Origin of the sequence: Alteromonas sp. 5E99-2, assembly GCF_017368475.1 — a bacterium.
Taxonomy (GTDB): domain Bacteria; phylum Pseudomonadota; class Gammaproteobacteria; order Enterobacterales; family Alteromonadaceae; genus Alteromonas_F.
In genome coordinates this window covers 21,297-45,369 of the sequence record NZ_JAFNJE010000009.1, presented here as the reverse complement: position 1 = coordinate 45,369, position 24,073 = coordinate 21,297, and the positions used below count along the sequence as shown (strand labels likewise).

Here is a 24,073-nt window from a genome sequence, read left to right as displayed (position 1 = left end):
CTTAGAAAAGTAAATCTACACCAACAGAAATCAAATCTGCATCATCCGTAGATGAAAGATTATCGTCTCTTGTGGTGTAATCAACTTTGAACGCTATATTTGAAGAGTACTCATAACGAATTCCAACACTAATGGTTTCACGATCTTCTTGAAATGCGCTAAACAACCCAGTTGCAATAGCAGCTGCCTGTGGTGCAGCGGCATCAATTAATGCTTGATTCCCACCAGGTAAAGCAACGTCTAACTCTTCATATGTAATATTTGGAGTCCATTTACCTATGCGATACCCTGCTGATAAATACCAAGCAGTAGGAATTTGAGGTAAACCTTCAGGGAAATAAATTTGACGCCATTCACCATTAATAATGAGAGAGCCATTATCAACTTTAAACCCAATATGAGAAAACGTCGCAGTATCATCTTGTGTTAAAACACGGCTTGCTAATTCCGTAGCGCCCGTGCTTGCAATAACATCACTTGCACCTTGAAAGGCAGCTGAATTAATTGATAACTTGTTACGAAAATACCCAGCACGTACAGAAAACCAATTTTTTTCTAACTGAACTGAACCACCGAAAAAGTTTTGAGAGTCAAACGTGTCGCCAACGGCTGTTTCGCCATCAGATGCACCCGCTACCACTTGGAATGTAGCATCCCAACTTCCATAAGAATCCGAATAAAGTAAACTCGCACCTGTTATGTTTTGAACTAAAACGCCATAAACATCTTGAGGCGGGCGTATCCAGTAATAAGTATAACGAACGTCTAAGAAATCCGAGTAGCTGAAAAATGGCACTCTCAAGCGGCCTAAATTAATTGCCGTTTTTTCGTTGTAGTTATAAGTGATATAAGCCCACTCTAAGTCTACATCGTAATCTTCAGCTCCTCTAGCAGTTAATTGAACAGTGCTAGTAAACTTATCAGCTAAATCAACAGTTCCTTGAATACCAACAAGAGTATCGGGATCTGCGTCAAAATCGCTGGTATATCCAAACAGCGTTTCGTCGTCATCTAACGTAATACCACCAACAAATGACGCAAAGCCATTTACCCTTACATCTGCCCAAGCACTGCTATGAAATAGTGCTAAAACAAAAATCAACTTAGAAATGTGTTTTATTTTCATCATTATCGCTCCAAGTGAAGTTTTTAAAATGGGTTTATCCACTTTAACTGCACAGTTATTTTTAATAATTAGTATGTTTTTATTCTAAGAACAGGAATCACTTACCCAGTTCGACTTGTCAAAAAACATGAAAAATAAAAGTGCCACTTGCTGTAATGCATAAAGCCTTAGAACAAGGGGTTACTGATATTTTGAATTAAGCGTAGGACAAATAACAATAAGCGCTAATGAAAATTAAACGACAAAAGCATATAAAAAGGTAAGAGATTGAATATTAACATTAAATTAATTAAAACTTCTAACAAGGATCTAACAAGCATGATTAAAATGAGAGCAATAATCGTAGAAATTGTAAAAAAGGAAAAGCCTCAATACTGTTCAATGAGGCCTTTAGGTTTTAATTAAAGTGATAAACTTGAAAAGCTTTGAGTAAGTAATTGTTTGGCGTTTTGCCCTTCTTCTGTGTCTAAATACGCTTGCATTTGACTAACGTATTTTAAGATCATATCGGTATCTAAACCCAATGCCTCGAACTGACTTTTTAGCTCATTGATAGACTTCAACGAATCACTGTATTGCGCAGCTTGCTCTAGTAACCCGCTGATACCGTCTTGCTTTAAGTTACTTGTATCAGGCAATTTGCTTAAATAACCATCAATACCAGGAATTTGAGATGTTAGTGAAGAAAATGTATCTGAACTTACATTATTTTTTGCGTAATTAAACAAGGAGGCTAAACCACCTTCAGCTTGCTCGCTATTTACGCCCAAGTTACTAGTTAATGAACTTAGAAGGCCTTCAGCAGATAGTTGTGGCGCTTGTTCTGTAGATGTGGTTTCAAAACCCAATGCTGATTTGATTGAGTCAAGCCAACCTTCTGCATGTACATTTGCGCTTAGTGAAAGACCAAGGGTAAAACAAATTAGTGTGATTTTTTTCATTTTAGATGTCTCTTAAATTAGTATTCTTGTGCTGTAAAAATATATCTACACTCAATTGAAACATATTATGGGTTTTGTTACTAAGCTTTCTCACCAAGTTAATGCTTTTTTGTTTCGACAAGAAATGGCTTAATAAACGTATTCAAGGCTGTCGCCAACCGTAATTTCTAACGTTTTATTTTTACTTGAAAAAGTGGCATTAACACCGAATGCCGCTGCCTTTGGTTTATTTGGCATACCATTAATTGATGCAAGTTCATCATAAGGGACCCGATCTTTTTGCAAAACACCTGTATCTGGGTCGATAGTAATAACAATACAACGCTGGCAATGATCTACACAAACTAAACTCGCACCTGAATTGAAAACCATTGAAGACACTGCGTGCTCATCGAAAGCGGCAATACCCGATACAACAATATTGGGTCTAAAGGCTCGCATAGTGACTTGTGACTTTCCTTCTTCAGAAAGAAGTCCATTTAAACTAGTTAACGATGCCTCATTCGCAACTAAATAAGGCGCTGCGTCAGCGAAATGTTTTCCTGTTTCTCCGAAGCGTTCAACACTTCCAGGTTCTCTTATTTTCTGATTATCAAACTTCACTAAACGCAAAGGCTTATCACTGCCTAAAACCTCAGTAATCCAATCATTAACATCTTGATTGACCATAAAAGCTGACACCGAGTCTCTCCAAACTAGTACTGGAGTCGTTTCTAAATTAGGTTTTACTTCAATTGAAGGTGCATTCGGGTGAGATAACACTAAGCCCTTATTAGAAAAACTAGGCTGAATAAGGGCTAATTTTGCGTTTGCTCTTTGAGTGAGCATTTTTCCCGACTCATCCACAATCATCCATTGCCGATCGCCCTCTAAACCAAAGGGCGTCATTTTCGCTGAATCTACAGCAATTCCAGCACAGGATTTCACAGGATAAATCGTTAGTTGTTGAATACAGCCTTTCATGCTTTTCATTTACCTTGTTCGAAGATATAGCACTGCTTTCAATAAAAACTGAGCACCAATCAAATTTGCAACAAGGTTAGGGTATATCTAAGCTGCTTGTAAACTCTTTTAGCGCAACAAATTTAAAATAATGTATAGTGGAAAATCGTTTCTTTTTATAGATTGACCTTCTATGGATTTGACTACCTATCTCGTTTACTTAGCGGCAATTTTCGTTCTTACTGCGTCACCTGGCCCCATTGTTTTACTGTGTGTAACTCACTCTATTTCCTATAATTTTAAAACCGCTTTGTTTGCAGCAATGGGCAGTTTAGTTGCCATAATAGGAATAATGTCTCTATCTTTTACTGGCTTAGGTCTTGTTATTGCATCTTCAGAGAGTGTTTTCGCCATTATTAAATGGCTCGGAGCAGGCTACCTTGTATTTATTGGGGTCAAAAACATTATGGCGTCGTTCAACAACCAAAACACCACAACACTGAAATCAGTCAAGTCAAATCATTCATATAAAAGTGCTTTTACCAGTGGTTTTCTAGTTGGCGCAACCAACCCAAAAGCGCTTATTTTCTTTACTGCGCTTTTCCCTCAATTTATTGATATGAGTTCCCCCTTACTTCCCCAATATCTGTTGTTGGTATTCAGTTTTGCCGTATTAGAGCTCTCTTGGCTGTCCACATACGCTTATTTAGGGACGAAATCAGCATCATGGATAGCAAATAATAATCGAATGAAAACACTCAATAGAATCACTGGTGGATTATTTATAAGCGCAGGAGCTTTGTTGCTGACATCCGAGCGATAGCTCGTTAAGTAGAACCGTTTTTAAATAGTACTGATTCAGCGACAATATCATCTGCTGATTCAATATGATCTAACCATGTTTTGCCTATAAGATGGTCGTATTCATGTTGAAAAATACGCGCAACGAAATCTTCGAAACGACGTTGTTGAAACGTGCCTTCACGATCTTGAAATTGTACATCAACCCACACAGAGCGCTTTACTTTCCCACGAAGTGATGGCACCGACAAACACCCTTCCCAATCTTTTGTTTGCGCTTCACTATAATGCGTAATTGTGGGGTTAATTAACACTAAAGGATCCATAACTGGCGCTGTGGGATAACGCTCGTTAGGCCGAGAGGCAATAATCATAATTGCTCTTGAATCAAAGACCTGAGGAGCTGCAATACCAATTCCCTTAGCGTTGAGCATAGTTTGCATAAGTGATGATATAAATGACTGACACGACTCAGAAACAATATGACTTGTCTCAACTGGCAATGCAGGTGTTTTAAGAATAGCTTCTCCTACCAACGCAATGTTCATAAAACCTCCTAATGATCGATGAGCTATCAGCCCCAAATTGAATTAGGCTTATTGGGTTTATTTTTACGGGCTTGGGTTTTTGCCTTAATATTGTCTTTCACTTGCTCTTTCGTATGTGCCGTGTTTGCAGCGTCAGGTCTGTACTTTTTAACCATGCCTTGCAATACATTGCGCACAAGTTGATCCCCTGCGGCTTTGTAATTTCTATGATCGGGCTTACGAAACAGTGCAGAAAATTCACTTTTGCCTATTCTGAAGTTTGCCAAAGCAAGAATATCAATCATGTCATCGTCTTTATAACTCATCGCTATGCGAATTTTACGAAGCACTTCGTTGTTACTCAACCTTTGGCCGCTAGCTAATACGGTAGGCTTAACACCTTCTTGTTTGCCTCGGTTTTTAATAATAAGGCCATCTAGGAATAGCGAAATAATTTTGTCTCTACAAGGTAGATACCCCTCTTCCCCTTCTTTTTTCATTATTGAGCGAAGGTAATCAAGGTCCATATCGTATTCTACTAGCTTAAATAGGCTTACCGCTGCCGTATCATTAATAGACAATGCATATCTAAGGCGGCGTAAAACGTCGTTATGGATCATAAAAGGTGGCCCTATTTAAGAAAAAATCATAGAAAAAAGTGGCTGTAGCTTATAGTAATGACGTGGTAACCAACAGCCTTTTTGAAGCTCAACATTCACTCGTGCTAAGCTTTCCCCTTATTATACAAGCTAAAAACTAAAAACATGCAAAAACCAGTTAATCTAATAGAAAAATTCACGCTTTTTTCAGATCTTTATTCCCCCAAGGTTGTTGCTGAAATGAACGATTACCAATTCAAGCTCGCCCGCATAGAAGGAGAGTTTGTATGGCATTCTCACGCTGAAACAGATGAAGTGTTTATTGTACTTGAAGGTAAATTAACCATTGAGCTAAGAGATCGCACAATACATCTCAATGACGGAGAAATGTTTGTCGTTCCCAAAGGCGTAGAACACAAGCCTTCGGCGATTGAGCAATGTAAAGTCATGCTTGTGGAGCCTAAAGGCACTATAAACACAGGAGAAACCAATAACACCGACCTCATTGCTCAAAATGATGTTTGGATTTAACCCCATTGTTTGTTAATCAACGGGGTCCATAGTTAATTTACATAGAATACGGTATCGGATATTTCCTCATCTATACTCGTGTTCCTGCGAATAACATCAGCAAGGCGTGTTGCTTCTACCCACTGAATTTCTTCTTCAGTTAATGTATTTTCATACCAAAATCGGTCGCTTTTTCTCAGCGTATCAAATTGCAATACATTGATCGCGGTAAACAATTCACCTAACTGCGAACCTTGCTCAACCAGTGGTGTTTCTGATAGTCCACCAACCCAAAGGTCAATGTTTTCAACACTTTCATAGGCATTGAATAATTGCATTTGCAAATTGGTATTGTCGGTAATATCAGAGAAATACTCTACTGGCTCAAGCCCCATGGCCACACGCACGTCGTTATAGGTAGGTAAACCGTGATCCCTTCCCCGCTGAATATTAAGAGACACTAGGTCGAACCCTCCTGCACCAGGCATTCCAAATAAAAAATTACGCAAATTATTTACCACCTGATTATCAAACCTTTGATGGGTTTGAATTGAAAAACCTCGTAACAAAGGATCGATATCGTTTTCTTCTGTAAATAACAGATGAGCTGTAAAAAAGGCATCTCTCAATGCCAAATCACCTTCAGCTATGGTATTACCATCCGCATCAACTCGTAAAAATGTATTATTTACCGCACTATGCCCAAGCCTAAACGCTGCACTGCTAAACTCGTTGAACAAGTTACCATTCACACTTTCATCATAACCAGAATATGCTGGCATTGTATTTTCACCGATTAACGCAGGTAAAAACTCATTGTAGGTAATGTGTTGCACCATACCTATAACCAAACGTCGTGTTTGCTCATAAATCGTATCAGGTGACGCTTCTGGGTTTCGTCTTTCTAGCACCGATGCCAACCGATTATGCTCCCTGACCCACAAGGTATGCATAGCAGCCAAACCAGCTTGTTCATTCACCCGTACATCACCGGCTAAAAATAACGTTTCTGGCTCTGCAATAAAGCCGTTTGCATTTATTAGCCCCTCAGTATTAAACGGCAACAGGTTATTTTCGCTTGTCGCTAAATAAGGACTATTGCTTCCTTCTCGCAATACAGCGTTTCTATTATCGTCTGAGCCGTAAATCATAGAGCCATCAATCCAAGAAGAAATCTCGTTTTCTTGCTCCCTTACATTTTCGACACTGGTTCCTGTATCAGGGTCGTAAATAGCCCTGTTAAACGGGATAACAACCTGACCCGTAGCCTCTGGGTCAAAGAATACATCCCCTGTGGGTACAAGGATATTTTCTGGCTCATCTTCACTGCCATCAGTAATGCCAAAGTCATGATCAATAAATTGCCCCCACACCCAGACATAATCAGAGGTTCCATAGGTATTAAGTATGCTCTCACCTTCACTTTGTGCGACCACTAAATTACTCACCTCACGGGCACTTTTTCGCGGGTCTCCCGCCATAGAGGAAATACCATCAGTGTAATTTGCCTCTCCAATACGTTGTAGATGAGAAAAATTAGAACCCCAATCAGGGTTGTCAATATTATTGCTTGAGCCGTCATAAGAACGGATTTCTCGAAAATCTTCCTCATTTAACTGAAAAACAGCCCGTGCATTGCGGGTTCGCGCATTATATCTGCGGCTGTCTACATCATCGCTGATCCCTTGGGGAGAGCGAGTTCTTTGTCTGTCGCGATCATTTACGCTTGCTTCATCTGTAACCGGTGTTGTTTCGTTGTCACCTACAGTGACTCCATCTGTGGGCTCAATGCCGTTATCATTCTCAGTTGTACTGCTTCCTCCACCACAGGCCTGAAGTAAGATAAATAAAGCGAAAGAAATGGGTGAAATGTGACGATTATTTTTCATTGTTAACCTCGGATTACTAGTCAATTAAGATTGAGATCTAACTTGTTACTGTCATTAACTATGACAATAAAATGTTAAAAATAATGTGGAGGTTTTACGCAGAATAAACACAGTTTGTTCTTACTAAAGGCATTAAACATTACGCTTTCTTTGCTGAGTTGAAATTACAGCTGTTTACTTGTTCTCCCTTTGCTTCTAGCGTTATTGTGAACATTGTTGCTATTATTGATTCAAATAAGCTATTTTATTTTAAATTTGAGGGATTAAAGTTAAACGCATGAGTCAATTTAATATTGGTTCGTCTATCTTATTATTAATTTTAATATCAACTCTCTCTCTCAGCAGAGCTTATGGTGTTGATATAGTGAAAATGAACACTGGAGGCTTAAGCAATGACTTTCGAGCAAAATACCGAGCCACAGTTTTAGAAGCCGCTTTAGAGGCCACCATTGAAGAGTTTGGTCCCTACGAAATTAAAATTATTGAGTTACCTACACCCCCTACCCGAGCAATTCACAAGAAGAACTTACATAAATTTGCCAAGGTTTCCACATTAGATGATTTGAAACGGCTAGCTAGAGGCGTTCGCAGTGGTTGGGCAACCACGAAAATATTAAAAGATAGCGGCTTAAGTACGTTTGAATTAACAACCTTAAACGGGCTATATAATATGCTCGACAATGACGCTATTGATTACATCCCCAGAGGTATAAATGAAATTTATGGTGAAATTGAAATGTCTTAAATCAAAAAAGCCCGCTTGAAGCGGGCTTTTTAATGTTAACAGTAACGCGGAATTAGTAATATTAGTTAAGTTTCTCTTTGATACGTGCAGATCTACCTGAACGATCTCTAAGATAATAAAGTTTCGCACGGCGAACAGCACCACGGCGTTTCACTTCAATAGAACCTACTGCCGGGCTATGTGTTTGAAACACACGCTCTACGCCTTCACCGCTCGAAATCTTACGAACTGTAAACGATGAGTGCAATCCACGGTTACGCTTAGCGATAACCACACCTTCGTATGCTTGAAGACGCTCTTTTTCGCCTTCTTTCACACGTACTTTTACAATAACAGTGTCACCTGGGCCAAATTCTGGCACATCAGTTTTTAACTGTGCTTCTTCAATTTTCTTGATGATATCTTGACTAACTTTACTCATCATATCCTCTCTTCCTAGTTAACTGTCATCTTGCTGCAAACTGTCTTCAAATGCCTTTAAAAGTTCAGCTTGCTCCTCAGTCAGAGCTAGGTTGTTAAACATATCAGGGCGCTTAAGCAAGGTTTGCCCTAAGGCTTGTTGCAAACGCCACTGTCTAATTTTTTTATGATCGCCACTAAGCAAAACCTCTGGTACCGAATTCCCATCCCAATGTTCTGGGCGGGTATAGTGAGGGCAATCTAACAAACCTTGAGTAAATGAATCTTCGTTCGCTGATTCAGCGTGTCCTAAAACACCAGGAACCAAACGAGATACTGCATCCATTAACACCATGGCTGGCAATTCACCACCACTTAACACGTAATCGCCGATAGACACTTGTTGGTCTACGTGTTTCTCGATTATGCGTTCATCAATACCTTCATATCGACCACACAATAAAATCAATTTTTTATGTTTAGCCAGTTGCTTTGCACCTTGATAATCCAATGGATTACCTTGGGGCGACATATACACCACATGGGCGTTTTCTCCAGCTGCTTTTTTAGCAGCACAGAGTGCGTCATTTAAAGGCTGCACCATCATTAACATCCCAGGACCACCACCGTAAGGCCTATCGTCGACCGTTCGATGTTTATCATGAGTGAAATCTCTAGGATTAAACACTTGAGTTTGAATTTGACTCTTTTTTACCGCACGTCCAAAGACACCTTGGCTAAAAAAAGAATCAAACATGTCAGGAAACAAACTGACAATACCAAACCATTTAGAGTGCTCGTCTAAGGTCATTAAAACCCTGGATCCCAGTCGACAGTTATCACCTTTTCTTCTGTATCAACCTTGTTTATCACTTGGTCAAATACAAAAGGAATTAGTCGCTCTCGTTGACCAAAGGCATCTTTAGGATTCGCTTTGACTTGAAGCACATCGTTTGCACCGGTATTGAATACCTCTTGTACAAGGCCTAAGTCATAGCCACTAAGATTCACTACACGCATCCCTTTCAGGTCGCGCCAATAAAACTCATCTTCACCTAAATCAGGTAACAAGGTTGCCGCAACTTCTATTTCAAAGTTTTTCAATGCATCAACCGCTTCACGGCTATCCACATCAACTAACTTTGCAACAAATGCGTTACCTTGTACTCTCCATTGCTCAACTTCGACTGTGCGCTCACCTACAACCCAAGGTTGATAAGAAAACACACCGTCTTGCTGCTGAGTAAAACTATGTATCTTGACCCAACCTTTCACACCGTGAGGTGCTCCAATTTTGCCAATTACCACATTGTCAGACGCGTGACTCATTTTACTCTACTTATGCAGCTGCTTTTTGTGCATCTTTAACCAAGCTTGTTACGCGATCAGACAAACTCGCGCCTTTGCTTACCCAATATTCAACACGTTCAAGATCTAAGCGAAGACGCTCAGCTTGACCCCGTGCTGTTGGGTTAAAGAAACCGATGTTTTCAATGAAACGCCCGTCTCTTGCGCGACGACTGTCGGCAACAACAACTTGATAAAATGGACGCTTTTTTGCGCCACCACGCTGTAAACGAATAGTAACCATAAATGCCTCAATCCTTTCGGATAAATCGTTGTAGCGTTACTGTTAACATACCTTTCGTTTCGTTAAGACGGAACGAAAGGCCGCAGAATTATACGCGCATACAAAATAAACACAAGTTAAATTACTTCGATGGCAAATATGCGATAAACTCCGTCTTATCTTCCGATAAACCTCTGTTGTACGAGCGCCGTTAAAAATGCAAAGCACATCTCTTGTTTCTTGGTATAAGCAATTAATTATGCCCTATCGTTATCAAGCACTGATTGCCATTATCGCTTTATTTATTGGCTCTGGAGGTTGGCTTGCGCTAGGCCAAGGATTAAAATACGGCATCGATTCTGGTTTTATAAATGGTGATACCCAAGTGTTGGGCTATGCGGGTATAGGATTAGCGGTGTCGATACTGATAATCAGCATTGCAACCTATTGGCGCTTTTATTATATGACATGGCTTGGCGAAAAAGTCAGCGCAGATATTCGAACTCAGGTTTACCAGCATATGCTTACCCTTGGTCCTTCTTTTTACGCCAATACTCGTACAGGCGAAGTCATATCTCGATTTACCAGCGACACCAGTGTGTTACAAACCGTTATAGGATCTAGCCTTTCAATGGCTATACGCTCGGCTGTTACCTTCATTGGTGCACTCATACTCATGTTAACGGCAAGCATACAACTTACCGTTGCCGTGCTGATTAGTGTCCCTTTTATTTTATTGCCCATTCGCTTTTTAGCACCAAAGCTCAGAAAGCTTGCTCGTAGTAGCCAAGATAGAGTGGCTGATTTAGGCGCCCATATTGACCAAAGTATTCATGAAATTGCCACAGTACAAGCCTATAACGCAGAATCACGAGAAAACACTGTTTTCCAGGCCAAGGTATCAGACGCCTTGACCACCGCAGTCTCTCGCATCAAATTAAGAGCCTGGCTTATTGCGCTAATTATGGGGTTAAGCATGGGCTCTATGGTGATGATTGGCTGGTTTGGAATATCAGAAGTCATTAATAATCGTTTAAGTGTAGGAGAACTTACCGCATTCTTATTCTATGCAGTGGTTGCTGGCGGCAGCATTGCTACCATTAGTGAAGTCGTCGGCGATATTCAACGAGGTGCAGGCGCTAGCGACCGTTTACACGAATTACTATTGACTGAAAATCCAATTAAAGAAGGAAGTAACGATCAACCTTCTATTTTTAACCAAGCCCCCACTATTGAATTCTCTAACATTAAATTCGGGTATGACCCCAAAAATCCTTTGTTTAACGACTTTTCACTGTCAATAAAAGCAGGAGAACAAGTCGCTCTTGTTGGCCCTAGCGGTTCTGGAAAAACCACAGTGTTTAATTTATTACTGCGATTTTGGCAGCCATCTTCGGGTACTATTCAAATTAATGGCGAAGATATTCAACATTTAACGCTAAGAGCGCTGCGCCAAGGCATCGCCGTTGTCGATCAATCAGCCGTGGTATTTGCCGATACAATTATTAATAATATTCGCTATAGCAACCCAAACGCGACTTTAGAGCAAGTAAAAAACGCAGCGAAACAAGCCTATGCCGACGAGTTTATTGTTAAATTGCCTAATGGCTATGACACCTTTTTAGGTGAACGAGGTGTTAACTTATCAGGAGGTCAGCGACAACGGATTGCAATAGCCAGAGCAATATTAGCAGACAGCCCTGTATTGTTACTCGATGAAGCCACCAGCGCGTTAGATGCAGAAAGTGAATCCCATATTCAAACGGCCCTCAGAAGTTTAATGGAGTCCAGAACAACTCTAGTGATTGCCCACAGATTAGCTACGGTGAAAGACGTTGATAAAATAGTGGTAATGGAAAATGGCAAAATTCAAGACATTGGCTCTCATGAAAGCCTAGTTAAAACCAGTAAAATTTATAAAAAGTACACCGAATTGCAGTTACTGAAATAAGTATGGTTTAGATTTCATCGTATTAAATTCCACCAGTTGCATATAAATACGATGAGTTTCTGTACATTAAAAAATTTACGTTATCTTTACGGTGAATCATTTGCTTTACTTGGCTAACCCGTCAAAAATGCGCCTTAATTGATTTAACTTTTCGGATTTTCAATTTTGGCATCTCAAAATAATTCAAAAAAACGCATAAAATATATTATTCCTTTAACCATATTCGTTGTTGCGATAGTGGCAGCGTATTTAATTAAACAAAACCCTCCGACCCAAAAAAGAGGTCGGCCATCTGCTGCGCCACAAATGAATGTGGAAGTTGAAATGATTAAGCCAAAGCAATATCAAATCATTTTATCCAGCTTCGGCACCGTTAGGCCTCGAACTCAAAGTGAACTTGTAGCCCAAGTATCAGGACAAATTAAACACGTCAGTCCCAACTTTAGAGAAGGCGGTTTTTTTGAAAAAGGTGAAGTTCTTTTACAATTAGATGACCGCGATTACAAAGCCGATTTAGATATTGCGTTGGCAACCTTAAGTGAGGCGGAACAAGGGCTATTAGAAGAACAAGCCCAAGTGGATATTGCATCGGAAGATTGGAAGCGATATAGCTCTTTACCTTCATCTCAAAGACTAACTAACAGCGAAACGCCAAGCGCACTTTTACTCAGAGGGCCTCATCTAGAAGCCGCTAAAGCCAGAGTACTGTCTGCGCAAGCTCAAGTAGACAAGGCAAAGCTAGCATTAGAGCGAAGCTCAGTTATCGCCCCTTTTGCAGGGAGAGTATTAGTTCAATCTGTGGATGTCGGACAAGTTGTTACGGTAAATACTAACTTAGCTACGGTATTTGCAGTTGATTTTGTTGACATTAGACTACCGTTAAATAATGCCGATTTGCCACTTATTGACCTACCTGAAGAATTCCGTAATGTTGTAAATAAGCCTTCTAACAACGCAGAACTAAAGGTAACCTTTCGTTCTGAATTAGATGAAAAATCCTATTGGCATGGCTCTTTGGTACGAACAGAAAGTGCAATTGACTCATCGTCACAACAGCTTTATGTCGTTGCTCAAATTGACGACCCGTACGCATTAGAAAATGAGAGTTCTATTCCATTAAAAATAGGCCAATATGTTACCGCAGAAATTCAAGGCAAATTACTCTCCGATGCCATCGTTATTCCCAATAGTGCAATTTACCAAGGTAGCTATGTTTATATCGTTGAAGAAGGCGTATTAAAGAGAAAAGATGTTTCCATCCTCTGGCACAATGAAACTGATGCAGTTATTAGCAACGGGTTAAATATCAACGACCAATTGGTAATGACCGCGCTAGGACAAATAAGCTCAGGCACACCTGTTGCTATTAATGGCGAAGCACCTAAAGGGCAAAGGCCACCAAGAGGTGGCAAAGGCGATAGACAACAGCATTTGCAAAGAATGGCTGAAGAACAGGGCATATCAGTAGCAGAACTTATGGAAAGACGAAAAAAGCAGCGCAGTGAAAATGGAGGCCAACTATGATTGCTTGGTTTACCCGTAATCACGTTGCAGCAAACCTAATGATGATTACTGTGCTACTGGCCGGTGTATTTTCAATGCGCTCACGTATTCCGCTAGAGGTTTTCCCTTCTGTTGAATCAGAAGTTGTATCAGTATCTGTCACCTTACGTGGCGCGACTCCAGAAGATGTAGAACAAGGAGTCTCCATTCGAGTTGAAGAAGCCGTTCAGGATTTAGAGGGCATTGACCAAATTACAAGTGTATCTTCAGAAGGTAGCTCTACAGTTAATATTGAAGTTGACTCTGGCTATGACCCAAGAGAAATATTGTCCGACGTTAAATCTCGGGTAGACGCAATAAACACCTTCCCTGCTGATGCAGAGAACCCCGTGATCTCACTTGCACAAAGAGTCAGAGATGTTATCACTGTCACTGTATCTGGTGATTATGGAGAAAAGGAAACCTTAGAATTTGCCGAAACAGTCAGAGACGACTTGTTGCGTATACCTGGTATCACTCAGTTGGAGTTAGATGGTGTGCGAGATTATGAAATCACTATCAATGTTTCTCAACAAACCTTGAGGCAATACCAGCTCACAATAAACGATGTCAGTAGCGCCATTTCACTGAGTTCAGTGGATATCTCAGCGGGTAACTTACGCACATTTGGCGGTGACGTATTATTACGCTCCAAAGGCCAAGCCTACCGCAAAGATGAATTTGAAAATATTGTTGTTAAAACTCAAGCCGACGGCAGTATTTTGTATTTAAAAGACATCGCAACGATCAATGATGGCTTTGAAGAATCCCCAGTTAGAACCCGTTTTAATGGTAAGCAAGCCGCGTTTATTTCGGTGTACAGAATAGGTGATCAAAGCGCCATAGAAGTCGCTGATTTGGTGAAAGAGTATATCAAAGAAAGACAAGATTCCTTACCTGTAGGGTATGAATTAAGTTATTGGAATGATGATTCTGAAATCGTAAAAGGCCGCTTAAATACATTGCTTTCCAATGCCCTACAAGGCGGAATTCTAGTATTAGCAATGCTAACCTTATTTCTACGTCCATCTATCGCATTTTGGGTGTTTTTAGGTATTCCTATTTCCTTTATGGGGGCATTCATTGTCATGCCCTTTTTGGGCGCAACCATTAACATTATGAGCTTATTCGGCTTCATCTTGGTGCTGGGTATCGTTGTAGATGACGCCATAGTCACAGGCGAAAATGTTTATACCCATATGCAAACCGCAAAAACCTCGGAACAAGCCGCCATTGAAGGTACTGAAGAAGTTGCTACTCCAGTGACCTTTGGGGTATTGACAACGGTAGCCGCTTTTCTCCCCCTTGCATTTATAGAAGGTGCAAGAGGAAACCTATTTGCCCAGCTTCCCATTGTGGTTATCCCTGTATTGTTGTTCTCTCTGGTTGAGTCTAAGTTTGTTCTTCCAGCTCACCTAAAATACGTCAAATTGCGCAGCGCAAACGATAAACAAAACAGGTTTGAAAAATGGCAGAAATCCTTTGCTGATGGGTTTGAACGTTCAATAATAAAATACTACCAACCAACGCTTCACTTAGCCTTGCGTCATAAAACGGCTACACTAATGAGCTTCGTGGCATTGTTTATTGTAATTCTTGCGTTGATTACCAGTGGTTGGACTCAGTTTTCTCCTTTCCCTCGTATTCCAAGTGAAACTGTACGTATGAATTTAACCATGCCTACAGGTACGCCTTATGAAGTAACCGATAAGTTTATTTCGAGAATTTCAGATGAAGCGTATAAATTACAACAAAAACACGTCGACGAAAGCACAGGCGAAAGTGTGATTGTGAATATTCTAGCGTCAACCGGAGGTCGAGGCGGTGCAACTAACTCAGGCCAAGTACGCTTTGAAATCACACCTCCAGAACAAAGAACGTATAATATAGGTTCGAGAGAGCTTTTAAACGAATGGCGTAAAGCAATTGGCCCAATTCCCGGCGCAGAAGGCCTTACTTTTAGAGCCGAGTTGGGACGCAGTTCAGATCCAATTGATATTCAACTAACAGGCTCGTCTTTAACGACTTTGAATACTCTAGCTGAACAAGTGAAATCTCACTTGGAAACTTATCCAACCGTATTTGAAATTGCTGATAGCCTGTCTAATGGCAAGCAAGAACTACAACTAGAGCTGACATCTCAAGGCAAAGCACTTGGCCTTACTAGAAGTGGTTTAACATCTCAAGTTCGCAACGCCTATTTTGGTTCAGAAGTACAACGAGTGCAGCGAGGAAGAGATGACATTAGTATTATGGTAAGGCTGCCTATAGAAGAACGTAAGTCTGTTGCAGACCTAGAACAAATGCTTGTACTTACACCAAGTGGTGACTCTGTTCCTCTTGGTCATGTTGCAACCTTAATTCCTGGCACTAGCCCATCGACAATTCAACGTATTGACCGGTATCGTACAGTCAACATTACTGCCGACATTGAAAAAGACAAGACTAACGTTACAGCGCTGCAAGCATCCCTTAATACCTACTTGGCTTCACTAGTAGCTCAATATCCAGGTATCAGTTATACCCTTGAAGGTGAAGCCAAAGAGCAAAGAGAATCCTTTGGCTCATTGAAGCTTGGTCTTACCTTTGTATTTTTCATTATTTATTGCTTACTCGCGATTCCATTTAAGTCTTATTGGCAACCATTAGTTGTAATGAGCATTATTCCCTTTGGTATTTTAGGTGCAGTAATGGGGCATTGGATAATGGGCATGAGCTTGTCCATTATGAGTTTACTAGGGATGCTCGCACTTGTCGGTATTGTGGTAAATGACTCACTGGTTCTGGTTGATTTTATCAATAAGAAAAGAAGTGAGGGACACAGTATCATGGAAGGTGTTCTAAATGCTGGAGCAGCGCGAGTTAGACCTGTAATGTTAACCAGTTTAACTACCTTTTTTGGTTTGATGCCGCTGTTGTTTGAAAAATCGACTCAAGCACAATTTCTCATTCCAATGGCAGTTTCGTTGGGCTTCGGTATTATATTTGCCACATTGATCACCCTTGTATTAGTGCCCGTAAACTACCTCATTATGGACAGAATAGTCGGCATTTTTAGACCGAATGCTGAACCCGTTAACAATGTTTAAAGCTGTTGAGGTAAGCCGTTAAGTTCTTACCTCTTTCATCTTTATAATGCGCCGAGCACTGAGTAAATTCGTTAATTCTATCTAAGCGAAAGTTACGAAAATCTTGGCGCTGTTCACACCAAGCACAAAGCAGCCACACGGGGCTAAAAGACGTTAACGCAAGTGGCCAAATAGTTCGCTGGCTAGGTACCTCGTTTAAATCAAGATAACGAATGGTGACTTTGTGCTTTTTTCGAATACATTCTCGGACATGGGAAAAGCTCACCTGCCAAGGAATTTTATAACGGCTTGGCGCTGAGAACGTACTGATTTGTTGTAGTTCGTTACACATACGAGCGGATAAAGTTGCTTGAATCTTGTGATACGCACTTTTGGCCTTTGCTGCAAATTGTTCATCCGTCCAATTCGAAACCATACCAATTCCCAAGGCGATGGCTTCCAATTCATCAGCATCAAACATTATCGGAGGTAAGTGATAGGTTTTGTCAATCACATACCCTACCCCCGCCTCACCTGTAATGGGCACACCAGAATCAATCAGGTTGTCGATGTCGCGATAAATAGTCCGTGCAGAAACCTCAAATTCGTTTGCTAGTGTTTGCGCAGTTACAGCGCGGTGCATTCTACGTAAATAGTGAACAATATCATTCAATCGCTCAGACTTTTTCATACCAGAGGCCAAACCCGTTGCTGCATGACATCAATAATATACAAAGATTACTGACAGTAGGTGTCAGTAGTCAATGGTTACACTGAGCTGGAACTTAAACATCAACTGTAAATGGAGAGAACAATGATTGGTTATGTCATGCTAGGAACATCAGATTTAGACAAGTCAGGTGCGTTTTACGATGCTTTACTTAAAACAGTAAACGCCTCAAGAGTAATGGAGGTTCCAGACTATTTTATTGCATGGGCGAAAGAAAAAGATCAACCTTCTATCGCTGTCACTTTGCCGTTCAATAAAGAAGCTCAACATCCGGGAAATGGCAATATGACTGGAATACACGTTGAGACACCAGAGCAAGTTAAATGCTTTTATGAAAAAGCTATTTCATTAGGAGCGAGTTGCGAAGGGAAACCCGGCTTCAGACCTGAAGGCGAAACAGCAGGTTTTTACGCGGGGTATTTTAGAGATTTAGATGGCAACAAGCTCAATGCATTTTGTATTGTGCCGCCGACCACACAAGATTAAATTCTAAAGCCTATCCTAACATTAAGCTTGAACACCGACAAAGTTCGCTTTGTTGGTGTTCATCGAAAATCACGCAGCCGTTTTCGGTTCCGCTTCAGGGCATTCTTTTTTATCTGGGGATAAGGCTTTTGCTAGCAGTTTATGAGTCAATAAATGCAAATATTCAACTTCCTCTTCGCTTCTATCACCATCAACTCCAGTAATAAAACAAGCTACTTCTGCAGCTTTATCTGCGTCATACAATAAATCTGCTGCCATGGCTTTTAGAAAGTTAAGGCCCTCGCCAACATCAATAGATTGACGAGCCAAAAAAATCGCTTCCGTTTTAAATGCCTCTATAGAGATCGGACTATTCCATTCAATTTTACTGATAACGTCGTCCAGTGCATCTTGCTCAGTTAGCGTCACTTTCCTATCAACTTGATATAATAAGACAGCCATTTGAATAAGTGCCTGATTAAACTTCTGAACCGATGATAACTGCATACATACTCCTTCATTTTCTTACAAAGAACGGTAACTACGAACTGCTGAGATGTTTTGACCTTATAAAACAGAAAAAGTGCCCAATAAAAAACACAATGGCAATGTGACTTTGTCTTAGTCTAGCCTCCATTTATCGCAATACTGAATTACATATTGTTAAACAAGGTAAAATCGACTCTACCAGATTTATCCTAGCTAGTGTTGTTTACGATCCCTAAGCGCTCTTTATACTTTATGTTGCTCAAAAGTGTAAATACAACTATTGTAAATAACTCTTCTTTTGTTTTTAACGAAAACTCTGTCATTTTTTTCATTACATGAAATTGTTTACTGGACCTGATTATTTAACATGCAACAACGTAAAATAGATCTGTTATTAATTACAGCTGTAAGCTTGATTTTTGCCTTTATTGGCATAGCGATAGTCTCAGTTGGTGGCATAACTCTAATAAACAAAGAAAATCAGCAATTTGTCGACCGTATCTTAATGCAAGTAGAAACATTGACAAAAGAGTCAGCATCAACGCTAACCCACTTAGCTAATAACCGACAAACCACTTGTGACAGTAATTATCTTCATTTTCTACAACAGGTTATGTTTCAAGGCCATTACATAAAAGATATTGGTTACTACGGTAAAGACAATACAATTGTATGTTCTACATCATTAGGCGTTTTAGAATCTCCAATAGAAAAAGAAGAGCAAGGATTTACCACTCCAGATGGTGTTGAAATCGTCATCAATAGCCCACTAATGTTATTTGATTTAGATTATTCTGCGTTTAGAATGAAGAATGACTCCTTTTTCGTTGTCACTGAGTTTGAAGAAATACTATCAGATGAAAATCCTATGCAAGATTGGCAACTGGTGTATCGGCCTGACGAGCAATTCATCCCAGTTTTAGGTACTCCAAACAGCTACGCTAACTATTCAGAAAATTCATCTCAGCAAAGTAAAGGCCTTACAGATCTCGTGGTGGAACAATGTCTGGACAGTATTTCGTTTTGCGTAGTGAGCCGATTTAGCTTATTTGATTTAATCGGCGCAAAGGTGAGCATTTTTTTATTCCTGATATTCATGTCCTCAGGAATATTTGGTTACCTTGCTGCGAGCAGAGCACTTAGCCATAGAAACTCAATGGCCGAAAGAATTAAGCGAGGTTTAAAATGCACCAATTTCTTTCCTTTGTTCCAACCTATCGTTGATTTAAAAACCAATAAGATCATTGGTTGTGAGGTACTCGCTAGGTACTCAGACAACGCAGGACCTTTGTACCCAGATGAATTTATTCCTTTATTACCTCAATTAGATTTAACGTTACCCTTCACTACTAAGTTAATTAAAACTGCGGTGGCCGAGCTCACTGCACAAGACGATATTCCCAATGGATTTAAAATTAATTTAAACCTGTTCCCATCAGATATCACCAAAGATAACATTACCGATTTTATGGCCGCTGCCGCAAATACAAAAGATTTTAATATTTGCTTTGAAATTACCGAAGACGCAACTTTCAATACTCCTGAAGCCCTGAGTAATTTAGCAAGATTAAGAAGGCAAGGTTTTACCGTTGCTATTGACGACTTCGGTACAGGGTATGCGAATTTAGGACAACTTCAAAACTTAGAGTTCGATTTTTTGAAAATCGATAGAAGCTTTATTATGGCGCTAGAAGGGGATAATGTTAAATCAACGCTTATCCCAACTATTATCTCTCTAGCTGAACAACTCGATGTCACGCTTGTTGCTGAAGGGGTAGAAACAGAAAATCAAGCCAGCATATTGAAAAACTTAAATACTGGCCTAGGTCAAGGCTGGCTCTTCGGAAAGCCTATGCCAGCCGAAGATTTAAGCGAACTAACGATTCAGACTAATAAGAACAATTAGCGTGGCGGAAACATGCCGCCAGGGCCAGCTCCGCCTGGTGGCATCATACCTTTCATTTGGCGCATCATTTTCTTCATGCCCCCACCTGACATTTTCTTCATCATCTTTTGCATCTGAGTGAATTGCTTCAGCATTCTGTTTACATCTTGTATTTGAGTGCCTGAACCCGATGCTATGCGGCGCTTACGGCTGCCTTTGATAATTTCAGGCTTAGCTCGTTCGCCCGGTGTCATAGAGTTAATAATCGCTTCCATCTGCACAAACTGTTTGTCGTTTGCTTGGTCTTTAATCTGCGCTGTCATATTACCCATGCCTGGAAGCTTATCCATTAGCCCCATCATACCGCCCATACCACGCATTTGCTCTAATTGATCTTTAAAGTCTTGAAGGTCAAACCCCTTACCTTTTTGAACTTTTTGCGCTAGTTTTTGCGCTTTGTTCTTATCAACTTTACGCTCTACTTCTTCAATTAGGCTAAGCACGTCGCCCATACCTAAAATACGAGATGCCATACGTTCTGGGTGGAAAGGCTCTAATGCATCAACCTTTTCTCCCATACCAATAAACTTGATTGATTTACCGGTAATTTGTCTTACAGAGAGAGCCGCACCACCTCTAGCATCACCATCGGCTTTGGTCAGAATGACCCCTGTCAATGGCAAAGCCTCACCAAATGCTTTGGCTGTATTTGCCGCATCTTGTCCCGTCATCGCATCGACAACAAACAAGGTTTCAATGGGGTTGACTGCTGCGTGTAGGTCTTTAATTTCAGACATCATGTCTGCATCTACGTGTAACCTACCCGCTGTATCTACAAGTAACACATCAAAAAACTGTGTTTTCGCAGCTTCGATTGCGTCTTCAACAATGGCAACCGGTTTTTGCATAATATTCGACGGCTGGAAAGTAACATTGACTTCCTCAGCTAAGGTTTCTAGTTGTTTAATCGCTGCTGGACGATAAACGTCAGCACTCACAACCATCACTTTTTTCTTTTCACGCTCAGTTAAATATTTTGCTAATTTAGCTACACTGGTAGTTTTACCAGCACCTTGTAACCCAGCCATTAAAATTACCGCAGGAGGCTGAGTTGCTAAATTAAGACCAACATTGGCGTCACCCATAACAGACTCAAGTTCGGATTGAACTATCTTGATGAACATTTGGCCTGGTTTTAAGCTTTTACTTACTTCAGTACCTAACGCTCTCTCTTTAACTTGAGAGACAAACGTTTTAACAACAGGCAAGGCTACATCGGCTTCAAGCAATGCCATGCGCACTTCACGTAAGGTTTCTTTAATGTTGTCTTCGGTTAATCTTCCGCGCCCACTGACATTTTTAAGTGTTGCGCTTAGGCGATCTGTTAAATTCTCAAACATAATTATGATTACATGGTAAATTCTATGTCTATAGTATACCTCAAACTGAGCTGGTTAAAACGACATTGGATTTTATTCTGTTACTCAGTCACAATGGGGCTGTCAAAATTCATTATGGTTAATTGTTAAAATCAATATGAAAGGCTTACTCGTTGCCATTACAATGTGCTTGTATTTTTTTACTACCCTTATTTTCTTAAGGCGGATAGTAAAAAATAAGAGTACCCGTCCATTAGATTATAGTGTTGCTGCATTTGCAGTTGTTATACACGCATTAATTTTAATTATGACTCTATCGAAAGGCACTGAGCAAGGCATGAGCATGACCAATGTCCTTTCTCTTGTTTCTTGGATAATTAGTGTCTCAATGTTAATCGGCACTCGGTTTGTTTCAAATACCTTATTGTTACCTGGCGTTTCTTTGTTTGCAGGTTTATCGGTATTAGTTACTGGGCTTGTTCCCCCCAACATTACAGTAACCGTACCATTATCGGCAGGTATGATTACCCACGTAACCTTGTCTTTACTTGCTTATGGCTGTTTAAGCATCGCTTTTTTATACGCAATTCAAATGATGATGATTAGAAGTAAGCTAAAGCACAAAGGAAAGGCACTGATCAATTCTACATTGCCTCCACTGATGCTAGTTGAATCATTTTTATTTGGGCTTACTCTTGTTGGCTCAATGCTATTATTGGCAGCATTAGCAACTGGGTTTGTTTTTATTGATTCTATGTTTTCAACTCACTATGCCCATAAAACTGTTTTGTCGATCTTAGCATTAGGTGTGTATACCTTACTGTTGATTGGTCAACGTGCTTGGGGTTGGAAAAACAAACAAGTAGTCACGCTTATTTCTATCGGGTTAGCATTATTAACGCTAGCCTATTTCGGTAGCCGCTTCGTACGCGAAGTCCTACTTTAACTTTTATGGAATCCCTGTATTGGACGCTATAGATACAAGTGCACTGGCCATTGCGTTAGTGATACTCATTTTATGCTCAGCTTATTTTTCTAGTTCTGAAACCGGTATGATGTCGATTAACCGGTACAAACTCAAACACTTAGCCAACGAGAACCATGGCGGTGCAAAACGGGTTATGTCTTTACTCGACAAGCCTGATAGACTCATTGGCCTCATTCTTATTGGTAATAATATTGTCAATATTGCGGCGACTCTTGTCGCAACAGAAATCTGTGTACGTTTATTTGGTCCGGTTTGGGGACCCGCCATAGTCACAGGTGCATTAACTCTAATACTTCTTGTTTTTGCTGAAGTCACACCAAAAACATTAGCTGCACTCTACCCTGAAAAAATAGCTTACCCCAGTTCAATCATACTATTGCCATTATTATTTGTATTTATGCCCATTGTACGGCTGGTAAATGGCATCACTAATGGTTTACTCGCCATCGTCAACATTAAACCGAGCGAAGGTAACGCTGATACCCTTAGCCCTCAAGAACTACGAACCGTTGTGTACGAAGCTGGTGCGCTTATTCCCAAACGCCATCAAGATATGCTGGTCAGTATATTAGAACTCGAAAATGTAACTGCTGAAGACATCATGGTGCCCAGAAACGATATTGTTGCCATTGATGTAAATGATGATTGGAAAGATATACAACGTCAGCTGGTTAACTCCCAACACACCCGTGTTTTATTGTTTAGGGACAGTATTGATGATGCCGTAGGCTTTGTTCACGTCAGAGATGCCCTAAGACTCTTGTCTAAAGACCAATTCAGTAAAGCGACTTTGTTAAGGGCTGTAAGAGAAATTTATTTCACACCTGAAACCACTCAATTGCATACGTTAATGTACCAATTCCAAGCTGAAAAAGAGCGAATAGGGCTCGTTGTTGATGAATATGGTGATATCCAAGGGTTAGTCACACTAGAAGATATTCTTGAAGAAATTATCGGGGACTTTACCACCAATATTCTCCCTGATCACAGTAAAGAAGCGAACGTTCAACAAGACGGTTCTGTTTTAGTAGATGGCAGTGCTAACGTACGAGAACTCAACAAAGAAATGAACTGGCATCTGCCGACTGAAGGACCCAAAACACTTAATGGTTTGATTTTAGAATATTTAGAAGAAATACCTGAAAACAAAGTCAGTGTTCGTTTAGACGGATATCCATTAGAAATTATTGAAACCACTGAAAATATGATTAAAACGGTGCGTGTGATGCCAGAGTATTATAAAACCCCGGAAGCAATAGCCAAAGAAAACTAAGCGCGCTGCTTTCTTAGCGCTAACGCTTTTTCTTTAGCTGCATTAACCTTTTCAGATAAGGTGGTTAATTTATCCATTAATGCAGGTAAATCAGAATCATCACGCAAATCATCATCTTCAACATGACGTTGCAGTGCGATTTTTAAATGTTCTGGTAATGTATTAGACCTCATAACTCTCTATTCTTATCGCTTTTAGCGAAAATAAACCTCTCATCTCGTTATCGGTGAAAATGTAAATTACTTGAATAGATT

At 40.2% G+C, this 24,073-nt stretch carries 24 protein-coding genes; 10 read left to right on the top strand and 14 right to left on the bottom strand.

Translation table 11 applies throughout. From position 1 onward, the window contains the following. Position 1 precedes the first annotated feature (1 nt). The 3 genes from J3L16_RS10520 to J3L16_RS10510 form a co-directional block, all read right to left on the bottom strand. Positions 2 to 1,126, bottom strand: coding sequence for a hypothetical protein (locus J3L16_RS10520; protein WP_207612942.1), 1,125 nt, complete (start codon positions 1,124 to 1,126; stop codon positions 2 to 4). Between the two features lie 401 nt (positions 1,127 to 1,527). Next, on the bottom strand, positions 1,528 to 2,067 hold the full coding sequence (locus tag J3L16_RS10515; protein ID WP_207612941.1) for a DUF2780 domain-containing protein: 540 nt from the start codon (positions 2,065 to 2,067) through the stop codon (positions 1,528 to 1,530). A 129-nt stretch (positions 2,068 to 2,196) separates the two neighbouring features. Then, a complete protein-coding gene (locus J3L16_RS10510; RefSeq protein ID WP_207612940.1) occupies positions 2,197 to 3,039 on the bottom strand; it encodes an MOSC N-terminal beta barrel domain-containing protein in 843 nt (280 codons plus the stop codon). A gap of 163 nt (positions 3,040 to 3,202) precedes the next feature. Between J3L16_RS10510 and J3L16_RS10505 the strand changes: the two genes are divergently transcribed. Next, a complete protein-coding gene (locus J3L16_RS10505) occupies positions 3,203 to 3,832 on the top strand; it encodes a LysE family translocator (RefSeq protein WP_207612939.1) in 630 nt (209 codons plus the stop codon). A gap of 4 nt (positions 3,833 to 3,836) precedes the next feature. On the opposite strand, the gene def is transcribed toward J3L16_RS10505, so the two are convergent. Together def and J3L16_RS10495 are read right to left on the bottom strand one after the other, a co-directional pair. Further along, the gene (gene def, locus J3L16_RS10500; RefSeq protein ID WP_207612938.1) at positions 3,837 to 4,358 is read right to left on the bottom strand and encodes a peptide deformylase; all 522 of its coding nucleotides are present in this window, start codon (positions 4,356 to 4,358) and stop codon (positions 3,837 to 3,839) included. A gap of 26 nt (positions 4,359 to 4,384) precedes the next feature. Continuing rightward, positions 4,385 to 4,957: a DUF1456 family protein gene (locus J3L16_RS10495; protein ID WP_207612937.1), complete on the bottom strand. Its 573-nt coding sequence runs from the start codon at positions 4,955 to 4,957 to the stop codon at positions 4,385 to 4,387. A 144-nt stretch (positions 4,958 to 5,101) separates the two neighbouring features. Between J3L16_RS10495 and J3L16_RS10490 the strand changes: the two genes are divergently transcribed. Beyond that, positions 5,102 to 5,467 carry a cupin domain-containing protein gene (locus J3L16_RS10490; RefSeq protein ID WP_207612936.1) on the top strand — a complete coding sequence of 122 codons (366 nt, stop codon included), beginning with the start codon at positions 5,102 to 5,104 and terminating at the stop codon, positions 5,465 to 5,467. Between the two features lie 32 nt (positions 5,468 to 5,499). Here the strand turns inward: J3L16_RS10490 and J3L16_RS10485 are convergent, their stop codons facing one another. Beyond that, positions 5,500 to 7,335 carry a peroxidase family protein gene (locus J3L16_RS10485; protein ID WP_207612935.1) on the bottom strand — a complete coding sequence of 612 codons (1,836 nt, stop codon included), beginning with the start codon at positions 7,333 to 7,335 and terminating at the stop codon, positions 5,500 to 5,502. Between the two features lie 277 nt (positions 7,336 to 7,612). Between J3L16_RS10485 and J3L16_RS10480 the strand changes: the two genes are divergently transcribed. Continuing rightward, positions 7,613 to 8,080, top strand: a complete 468-nt coding sequence (locus J3L16_RS10480; protein WP_207612934.1) for a hypothetical protein — start codon at positions 7,613 to 7,615, stop codon at positions 8,078 to 8,080. A 61-nt stretch (positions 8,081 to 8,141) separates the two neighbouring features. Here J3L16_RS10480 and rplS read toward each other — a convergent pair whose 3' ends face one another. From rplS to rpsP, 4 genes are read right to left on the bottom strand one after another with little or no spacing between them, the layout of a single operon-like run. Beyond that, positions 8,142 to 8,501, bottom strand: coding sequence for a 50S ribosomal protein L19 (gene rplS / locus J3L16_RS10475; protein ID WP_207612933.1), 360 nt, complete (start codon positions 8,499 to 8,501; stop codon positions 8,142 to 8,144). Positions 8,502 to 8,519: 18 nt separating this feature from the next. Further along, positions 8,520 to 9,290 (bottom strand): tRNA (guanosine(37)-N1)-methyltransferase TrmD, encoded by a 771-nt coding sequence (gene trmD / locus J3L16_RS10470; RefSeq protein ID WP_207612932.1) that lies wholly within the window; start codon positions 9,288 to 9,290, stop codon positions 8,520 to 8,522. Next, positions 9,290 to 9,808, bottom strand: a complete 519-nt coding sequence (gene rimM, locus J3L16_RS10465; protein ID WP_207612931.1) for a ribosome maturation factor RimM — start codon at positions 9,806 to 9,808, stop codon at positions 9,290 to 9,292. Before rimM ends, trmD begins: the two co-directional genes overlap by 1 nt. A 10-nt stretch (positions 9,809 to 9,818) precedes the next feature. Beyond that, positions 9,819 to 10,070, bottom strand: coding sequence for a 30S ribosomal protein S16 (gene rpsP, locus J3L16_RS10460; RefSeq protein ID WP_207612930.1), 252 nt, complete (start codon positions 10,068 to 10,070; stop codon positions 9,819 to 9,821). 196 nt (positions 10,071 to 10,266) lie between these two features. On the opposite strand from rpsP, the gene J3L16_RS10455 reads away from it, so the two are divergent. The 3 genes from J3L16_RS10455 (at position 10,267) to J3L16_RS10445 (ending at position 16,631) form a co-directional block, all read left to right on the top strand. After that, positions 10,267 to 12,000, top strand: coding sequence for an ABC transporter transmembrane domain-containing protein (locus tag J3L16_RS10455; protein WP_207612929.1), 1,734 nt, complete (start codon positions 10,267 to 10,269; stop codon positions 11,998 to 12,000). Positions 12,001 to 12,165: 165 nt separating this feature from the next. Further along, entirely contained in the window at positions 12,166 to 13,524 is a 1,359-nt protein-coding gene (locus J3L16_RS10450; protein WP_242698794.1) for an efflux RND transporter periplasmic adaptor subunit, read from the top strand. Then, on the top strand, positions 13,521 to 16,631 hold the full coding sequence (locus J3L16_RS10445) for an efflux RND transporter permease subunit (protein ID WP_207612928.1): 3,111 nt from the start codon (positions 13,521 to 13,523) through the stop codon (positions 16,629 to 16,631). The genes J3L16_RS10450 and J3L16_RS10445 overlap by 4 nt, the downstream gene beginning before the upstream one ends. Here J3L16_RS10445 and J3L16_RS10440 read toward each other — a convergent pair. Then, a complete protein-coding gene (locus J3L16_RS10440; RefSeq protein WP_207612927.1) occupies positions 16,618 to 17,301 on the bottom strand; it encodes a YafY family protein in 684 nt (227 codons plus the stop codon). The two genes, J3L16_RS10445 and J3L16_RS10440, sit on opposite strands and share 14 nt — an antisense overlap. 123 nt (positions 17,302 to 17,424) lie before the next feature. On the opposite strand from J3L16_RS10440, the gene J3L16_RS10435 reads away from it, so the two are divergent. Continuing rightward, positions 17,425 to 17,826: a VOC family protein gene (locus tag J3L16_RS10435; protein WP_207612926.1), complete on the top strand. Its 402-nt coding sequence runs from the start codon at positions 17,425 to 17,427 to the stop codon at positions 17,824 to 17,826. A 69-nt stretch (positions 17,827 to 17,895) separates the two neighbouring features. On the opposite strand, the gene J3L16_RS10430 is transcribed toward J3L16_RS10435, so the two are convergent. Further along, positions 17,896 to 18,312: a TerB family tellurite resistance protein gene (locus J3L16_RS10430; protein ID WP_207612925.1), complete on the bottom strand. Its 417-nt coding sequence runs from the start codon at positions 18,310 to 18,312 to the stop codon at positions 17,896 to 17,898. Between the two features lie 349 nt (positions 18,313 to 18,661). Between J3L16_RS10430 and J3L16_RS10425 the strand changes: the two genes are divergently transcribed. Then, entirely contained in the window at positions 18,662 to 20,200 is a 1,539-nt protein-coding gene (locus J3L16_RS10425) for an EAL domain-containing protein (RefSeq protein WP_207612924.1), read from the top strand. Here the strand turns inward: J3L16_RS10425 and ffh are convergent. Next, complete coding sequence (ffh, locus tag J3L16_RS10420) at positions 20,197 to 21,579, bottom strand: signal recognition particle protein (protein WP_207612923.1); 1,383 nt, start codon at positions 21,577 to 21,579, stop codon at positions 20,197 to 20,199. The genes J3L16_RS10425 and ffh overlap by 4 nt on opposite strands. A gap of 136 nt (positions 21,580 to 21,715) precedes the next feature. Here ffh and ccsA point away from each other — a divergent pair, with 136 nt between their 5' ends. Next, a complete protein-coding gene (ccsA, locus tag J3L16_RS10415) occupies positions 21,716 to 22,504 on the top strand; it encodes a cytochrome c biogenesis protein CcsA (RefSeq protein WP_207612922.1) in 789 nt (262 codons plus the stop codon). A 19-nt stretch (positions 22,505 to 22,523) separates the two neighbouring features. Then, on the top strand, positions 22,524 to 23,819 hold the full coding sequence (locus J3L16_RS10410; RefSeq protein ID WP_207612921.1) for an HlyC/CorC family transporter: 1,296 nt from the start codon (positions 22,524 to 22,526) through the stop codon (positions 23,817 to 23,819). On the opposite strand, the gene J3L16_RS10405 is transcribed toward J3L16_RS10410, so the two are convergent. Continuing rightward, the gene (locus J3L16_RS10405; protein WP_207612920.1) at positions 23,816 to 23,992 is read right to left on the bottom strand and encodes a hypothetical protein; all 177 of its coding nucleotides are present in this window, start codon (positions 23,990 to 23,992) and stop codon (positions 23,816 to 23,818) included. The genes J3L16_RS10410 and J3L16_RS10405 overlap by 4 nt on opposite strands. Between the last annotated feature and the right edge of the window lie 81 nt (positions 23,993 to 24,073).